The sequence below is a fragment of the Dethiosulfatibacter sp. genome (assembly GCF_983023055.1).
This window is the reverse complement of the sequence record NZ_CEZJXU010000056.1, coordinates 1-8,283: the sequence shown is the minus strand read 5'-3', so window position 1 is coordinate 8,283 and position 8,283 is coordinate 1. Positions and strand designations below refer to the sequence as shown.

The following is an 8,283-nucleotide window of genomic DNA, read 5'->3' as shown; positions in this document are numbered from 1 at the left end:
AGAATTTTAGACACATAAATAAAAAAGGTTCCAGTAAGATATAGAGAAAACATTATTGAATTCAAGTAATAGGCATTTGACAATAACGATTTTTGAAATTATAATCTTAATGAACATAATTTTGGAGGTATTTGATTTGAAGAAAGAAGTAAAAGATTTAAGAAACTCTGTTCAGCCCAGACCGGATATACTTGTATCTTGCAGACACAATGGAGAGGATAATGCCCTTGCTGTAGCAGTTGCCATGAACTGCAGTTTTGATCCACCAATGGTAGCTGTAGGAATAGTACCAAGCAGATATTCATATAATATGATTAAGGAATCTGGAGTATTTGTCGTAAACCTTGTTACTGAAAGTATGAGAGAAAAATATGCATACCTTGGTTCGAAGAGCAGAAAAGATTTTGACAAGCTCAAGGAACTTAGAATGGAAACCAAGGATGGTACCGTAGTTGACGCTCCTTTGCTTGTGGATTGCCCCATTAATGTGGAGTGTACAATAGTTGATAGTATAGAAACAGGATCACATGTTCTTTTCATCGGAAAAGTAGAGTGTATTCATGCCGACGAAGAAGTACTGAATGAAAAAGATAATGTAGATTACAAAAAAATCGATTTATTGAAGTTTGTGTAGAATAAAAAATCCTTCCCTAATAAAATTAAGTATTAGGGAAGGATTTTTTATTCAATAATGTGAATAAGCTCGAAAATATCAAATGCAAGAAAAATAAACCAACTTGCAAAAACCCCTTGACTATAATCTCTAAATTTGATATCATAGAAACATGATAAAGCAAGTTGTAGTAAGTAAGTATTAAGAAGAATCAACGAATTATAGTTGTAATTGAGATTTTTCTTCCTGATATTTGCCATGCAACGGTATTTTTTTGACCATGCATGAAACTAATTATAAAATACTTGCATAAATGATGGAGGAGAACAAGAATGGTAGATAATAATTATTCACAAATAGTAGATGTTATAAAACCTAATTTATTTAAAGGAATTTTTCCTTATGAGAAGTTTCCAGTAAGCAAATTTGACAATGTTACACTTCCATATGATCTGCCTGAAGATATATGGATTACAGATACAACATTTAGAGACGGACAGCAGTCTATGGAATCATTTACTGTTGAACAAATAGAAAAGATATTCAAGATGTTAAATAAATTGGACAATGGAAATGGATTAATCAGACAATCAGAGTTTTTCATGTACTCAAAAAGAGATAGAGAAGCATTGGAAAAATGTCAAGCTTTAGGATTAAAATTTCCTGAAATCACAGGATGGGCAAGACCTAAAATCGAAGACATGAAGCTTGCAAAATCATGTGGTGTTAAAGAGACTGGAATACTTATGTCATGTTCGGACTACCATATATTCCAGAAGCTTAATAAAAGTAGAAGTCAGGTATTTAGTCTTTATTTAAGTGCAATAGAAAAAGCATTGGAATACGGTATAAAGCCAAGATGTCACCTGGAAGACGTAACAAGAGCTGATGTGTTTGGGTTCGTCGTTCCACTTGTAAATGCCATAAATGAAATGGGAAAAGCTGCAGGAGTTGATATAAAGTTTAGAATATGCGATACACTTGGCGTTGGAAAACCATTTAACGGACACAAACTTCCAAGAAGCGTACCTGGACTTGTCTACTATATTAAGAATCTTACAGGTCTAAAATCAGAGCAACTGGAATGGCACGGACATAACGACTATTATTACTGTACTGCCAATTCAACGGCAGCATGGATGTACGGAGCGTCCTCTGTAAGTACTACTCTATTGGGAATTGGTGAAAGAACGGGAAACTGTCCAATGGAATCGATGCTTGTTGAATATCACCAGCTTAAGGAACCTAAAAACAAGATAAACTTTACCATGCTTAATGAAGTGGCGGCATTCTTTGATGAAGAGTTCGGATTCAAGGTGCATACTAAAATGCCATTCTTGGGAGCAGAATCAAATTCTACAAGAGCTGGAATACATGCTGATGGTATAATGAAAAATGCTGATATCTACAATTCTTTCAATAGTAAGGATATATTTAATAGAAATATAAAGATTGTTGTCAATCAGTATTCTGGAGTAGCAGGAATTTCTGGATGGATAAACCTTTATTATGATCTTGCTAAAGATATGAGAATATCTAAAAGGGATTCAAGGATAAGTCTTATAAAGAATCTCATAGATACAGAATTCGATGCTGGAAGAACTACTGCTATTAGTGATAAGGAAATGGTTAAATTTACAGAGCAGATATTTGGTAATGCCTTTAATGAATCTGAAAATGATATGAATGATGACAAAAAGGAAGTTTTATAAAAATAAAATGAAGAATTTCATAAAATAATTCCAGTCATAAAAAAAGCGTTCGCGAATCGCTAACACTCGTGCGAGAATACCGGAAGACTAAATACAAATTAAGTTTAGCGAAGAAATAATTAAAAAAAATAGAAAAATCGCTTGATAAATTAATAAAAGTTTGTTAAACTGTTAACTATTATAAAACAAATTGAAATGGAGTTTATAGCTCCATTTTTATTTACATGACGTTCAATATAATTCCGGTTTCTGGGAATTATTACTCGTTTGAATGTCAGAAGATTTGAAGGGCTCGATGCCCTGAGAATATTAATTAGCTGTATATTGTTTCTTAGAATATGATAAAATATATTATTGATGAAATAAACAGTAAAATCGTAAGGTGGTGTTTGATTAAATGAAAAAATTCAAAAGAATATTAGTTGCAAACAGGGGTGAGATTGCCATAAGAATATTCAGGGCTTGTAGAGAGCTTGGAATAAGATCGGTGGCAATTTACTCGGAGGAAGATAAAAATGCCCTTTTCAGAACAAAGGCGGATGAGTCGTATCAAATAGGAAAGAACAAAGGTCCAGTTGAAGCATACTTGGGTATTGATGAGATAATAAGTCTTGCTTCATCCAAAGGTGCAGATGCAATTCATCCTGGATATGGATTTTTGGCTGAAAATACTGAATTTGCTAGAAAATGCGAAGAGGCAGGTATTGAATTTATCGGTCCTGACCATATAATGATGGATAGGCTGGGCGACAAAATAAAGTCAAAATTGGTTGCCAACGAAGTAGGAGTACCTACTATACCAGGTGTAGAAAAAGCTGTTCATTCTGACAAGGATGCCAAGAAGTTTGCTAACTACTGCGGATACCCAGTAATGCTGAAAGCTGCTGCAGGCGGAGGTGGCAGAGGAATGAGGATAGTAAGAGAAGAGAAAGACCTTCTTTCTGAATTCAGAAGCGCCAAAAATGAAGCTAAAAAGGCTTTTGGAATTGATGATATGTTTATTGAGAAATATCTTGAAAAGCCAAAACATATAGAAGTTCAGGTACTTGGGGACAAATATGGCAATCTTGTTCATCTTTATGACAGGGATTGTTCAATACAAAGAAGACATCAAAAATTAGTAGAATTTACACCTGCAATTTGTCTTTCGGATGAGCAACGTGAGTCAATTTGTAATGATGCTCTGAAGATTGCTGGTGCCGTAAATTATAGAAATGCTGGAACTGTGGAATTTCTTGTGGACTCAAAGGGTGACCATTACTTCATAGAGATGAATCCAAGGATTCAAGTTGAGCATACAGTTTCCGAGATGGTTACAAGTATTGATATAGTTCAGGCTCAAATTATGGTAGCTGAAGGATTTGCTCTGGGTTCCGATGAAATAGGAATAAAATCACAAGATGATGTTAAAATCAGAGGATTTTCGATTCAGTGTCGTGTTACTACTGAAGACCCTTCGAATAATTTTGCACCGGATACGGGTATAATTGATGTATATCGTTCAAGTTCAGGACTGGGAATCAGACTTGACGGAGGAAATGGATTTACAGGTGCTGTAATAAGTCCGTATTATGACAGCTTGCTTGTTAAGGTTACTTCCTATGGAAGAACATTCGATGATGCCATTAGGAAATCCACTAGAGCCCTGAAGGAATTCAAAATCAGAGGGGTAAAGACAAATATCGGATTTTTGCTTAATGTACTTAATCATGATACATTCAAAGCTGGAAACTGTGATACGGGATTCATTGCAGAAAATCCAGAGTTACTTGACACAAGAAGTGGAGCGGATGAGGAATTAAGAGTACTTAAATATATAGGAAATCTTGTAGTCAATGAAGCAAGGGGAGAGAAACCTCAGTTTGACGTTCCAAGGATACCAAAATATGAAAAAATAGAAAACCATGTAGGTACTAAGCAGATTCTTGACAGCAAGGGACCTGAAGGTCTTGTTGACTGGATTAGAAATGAAAAGAAACTACTTTTGACTGATACTACAATGAGGGATGCTCACCAGTCTCTAATGGCTACAAGAATGAGAACTGTAGACATGCTGAAGATTGCACCTGCCATGGCTGATATCGGAAAGGATCTTTTTTCTCTTGAAATGTGGGGAGGAGCAACTTTTGACGTAGCTTATAGATTCCTGAAGGAATCCCCTTGGGAAAGACTGGAAGAACTTAGGAAAGCAATTCCTAATGTAATGTTTCAGATGCTTTTAAGAGGATCAAATGCAGTAGGCTACAAGAATTATTCTGATAATGTAATCAGAAAATTTGTAAAGCAGTCTGCTAGGTCAGGAATAGATGTATTCAGAATATTTGATTCTCTTAATTGGTTAAAGGGAATGGAAATTTCAATAGATGAAGTTCTTAACCAGGGCAAGGTTGTTGAAGCCAGTATTTGTTATACAGGAGACATCCTTGATGAAACAAAGGACAAATATACTCTTAAATATTATGTGGATATGGCCAAGGAATTGGAAAAATCCGGTGCTCATATTCTTGGAATAAAGGATATGTCAGGTCTCTTGAAACCTATGGCTGCAAACAAGCTAGTAAAGGCTCTTAAGAATGAAATAAGCATACCTATCCACCTTCATACGCATGATACAAGTGGTAACGGTATAGCTACAGTACTTATGGCTGCAATAGCAGATGTGGATATTGTTGATGCTGCATTTAACTCTATGTCTGGACTTACAAGTCAGCCTGCACTTAACTCTGTAGTTGCGGCAATGGAAAATACAGGAAGAGATACAGGACTTAGTCTTGACAAACTTCAGGGAATATCTGATTACTGGGATGCAGTCAGACCTGTATACAGCAATTTTGAATCCGGTCTTAAGTCGGGAACTGCAGAAATATACAAATATGAAATTCCTGGAGGACAGTATTCAAACCTTAAACCACAGGTTGAGAGTTTTGGTCTTGGACACAAATTTAAGGAAGTAAAGGAAATGTACAAGACTGTAAATGAAATGTTTGGAGATATTGTAAAGGTTACTCCTTCTTCAAAAGTTGTAGGCGACCTTGCAATATTCATGATTCAGAATGATCTTGATTCAGAAAACATATATGATAAGGCCAAGGAAATGGACTTCCCTGATTCATCGGTTTCTTATTTTCAGGGAATGATGGGACAGCCTATGGGTGGTTTCCCAGAAGAGTTAAGACAACTTGTACTTAAAGGAAAAGAAACTATTTATACTAGACCTGGAGAGTTGTTGCCTGATGAGGATTTTGATAAAATCAAATCACATCTGGATGAAAACTACAATATGGAAAGTGATGACAAGGATGTTTTAAGTTATGCTCTTTATCCAAAGGTGTATGAAGATTACCTTAAATATATAGAGGATACTGGAGCATTCAAATATATGGGAAGTGACATTTATTTCCATGGATTGACTGAAGGGGAAACCTGCGAAGTCAAAATTGATGAAGGAAAGTTACTTGTTATAAAGCTTATTGAAGTAAGGAAAATCAGTGATGAAGGATTCAGAGACATAGTATTTGAACTTAATGGAAACAGAAGGGTTATTAATGTCAAAGACGAAAGTGCAAAGACTGTAGCCAATGGAGTTTCTAAGCAGATGGCTGATGTCGAAATACCTGGAGAGATAGGTGCCAACATTCCTGGAACAATAATCAAGGTTCTAGCAAAGGAAGGGGATCAGGTAGATGCAAAAACTCCTATTGCTGTAATAGAAGCGATGAAGATGGAAACAAATATTCTGTCTCCGGTTACGGGTACTATCATAGACATGCATGTAAAAGAAGGACAGCAGGTAGAAGCCGGAGAGCTTATTGCGGTAGTTGAGTAAAATTAAATAATTAGTATTCAAGACGTCGACATTAATGTCGACGTCTATTTTTGACTAAAGTTTTCCTTGTTAAATCAAGATTGTTGTGCTGAAGGAGTAGGGAACTGTCCGGCTATATTATTTTACCCTGTCATTTAAAGGAAGTAACTGGTCGGAACCATAGTAAATGTCGAAAAAAATATTTTTTTTCCACTGTAGACGAATTATAGACGCTTTGAATATAAAATGAAAACAAATTAATAGACTTATTGGTCAGTAATATTAGGAGGAACTAAAATGTTAAACAATTTAGACATTTCACAATCAATGACAATTAAATTAGATGCAGAATTGCCAGAGTATCCGAAGTTTGATCCACAGTATAGAAGAGCTCCAATGAGAGAACTTACTTTGACTGACAGGGAAATCAAGCTTGCTCTAAAAAATGCTTTGAGATATATACCTGAAGAGCATCACGAAACAGTAGCTCCTGAATTTTTAGACGAGCTTATGACTCATGGTAGAATTTATGGATACAGATATAGACCTGTAGGAAAACTTTATGGAAAACCAATAGATGAGTATAAGGGAAATTGTACGGAAGGTAAAGCATTCCAAGTAATGATAGATAATAATCTTGACTTCGAAATTTGTCTTTATCCTTATGAACTTGTTACTTATGGAGAAACTGGACAAGTTTGCCAGAATTGGATGCAATATAGACTGATAATGAAATATCTGGAAGAACTGACTGATGAGCAAACTCTTGTTCTTATGTCTGGACATCCAACGGGACTTTTTAAGTCACATAAAACAAGTCCAAGAGTATTGCTTACAAACGGACTTATGATTGGTATGTTCGACAATCCTGAAGATTGGTCGAAAGCTGCTGCAATGGGAGTATCAAGTTACGGACAGATGACTGCTGGTGGATGGATGTACATAGGACCTCAGGGAATTGTTCACGGTACTTTCAATACTTTACTGATTGCAGGAAGAATGAAGCTTGGTGTTGCTGAAGATGGAGATCTTAAAGGACACATGTTTGTTACATCAGGACTTGGTGGAATGAGTGGAGCACAGCCTAAGGCAATAGAAATCGCAAACGGTGTAGGTATTATAGCAGAGGTTGACTTTTCTAGAATCAAGACAAGACTTGACCAGGGATGGGTTTCAAAAGCCACTACTGACTTGGCAGAAGCCTTTGCAATGGCTCGCGAATATATGGAAAAGAAAGAGACTATATCAATTGCATATCATGGTAATATTGTAGATCTTCTTCAATATGCTGTAGACAAAAACGAGCATATAGAGTTACTTTCGGACCAGACTTCTTGTCACGTACCTTACGATGGAGGATACTGTCCACAGGGAGTATCGTTTGAAGAGAGAACGGAAATGCTTAAAAATGACAAAGCAGCTTTTGCTAAGCTTGTTGATGAATCACTAGTCAAGCACTATCATCTTGTTAAGACTCTTACTGAAAGAGGAACTTACTTCTTCGACTATGGAAATGCATTCATGAGAGCAGTATATGATGCAGGGGCCAAGGATATAGCTAAAAACGGAGTAGATACAAGTGAAGGATTCGTATTCCCTTCATATGTTGAAGATATTCTTGGACCACAGCTTTTTGATTATGGATATGGACCGTTCAGATGGGTATGTTTAAGTGGAAAACATGATGACTTAGGTAAGACTGACAAAGCAGCAATGTCCGTTATTGATCCTAATAGAAGAGGTCAGGACAGAGATAACTGGGTATGGATAAGAGATGCAGAAAAGAACAAGCTTGTAGTAGGTACTCAGGCAAGAATTCTTTATCAGGATGCTTTAGGAAGAAGAGATATAGCTCTTAAGTTCAACGAAATGGTTAGAAATGGAGAAATAGGACCTGTAATGCTTGGTAGAGATCATCACGATACAGGCGGAACTGATTCACCTTATAGAGAAACATCAAATATTAAAGATGGTAGTAATATAACAGCAGATATGGCAGTTCAATGTTTCGCTGGAAATGTAGCAAGAGGAATGAGTCTGGTTGCTCTTCACAATGGTGGAGGAGTTGGAATCAGCAAGTCTATCAACGGTGGTTTCGGTATGGTTCTTGACGGTAGCGAAAGAGTTGATGAAATACTTAGGAAAGCTATTCC

At 36.2% G+C, this 8,283-nt stretch carries 4 protein-coding genes; all 4 read left to right on the top strand.

The features are described from left to right. The first annotated feature begins 136 nt into the window (after positions 1-136). The gene (locus AC3AX0_RS03500; RefSeq protein WP_487548920.1) at positions 137-634 is read left to right on the top strand and encodes a flavin reductase family protein; all 498 of its coding nucleotides are present in this window, start codon (positions 137-139) and stop codon (positions 632-634) included. 311 nt (positions 635-945) lie between these two features. Beyond that, positions 946-2,325 (top strand): 2-isopropylmalate synthase, encoded by a 1,380-nt coding sequence (locus AC3AX0_RS03495; protein WP_487548919.1) that lies wholly within the window; start codon positions 946-948, stop codon positions 2,323-2,325. A gap of 397 nt (positions 2,326-2,722) precedes the next feature. Then, positions 2,723-6,151 (top strand): pyruvate carboxylase, encoded by a 3,429-nt coding sequence (locus AC3AX0_RS03490; protein WP_487548918.1) that lies wholly within the window; start codon positions 2,723-2,725, stop codon positions 6,149-6,151. Between the two features lie 276 nt (positions 6,152-6,427). Next, positions 6,428-8,283 (top strand): urocanate hydratase (gene hutU / locus AC3AX0_RS03485; protein ID WP_487548917.1); only part of this gene is annotated, 1,856 nt, incomplete at its 3' end.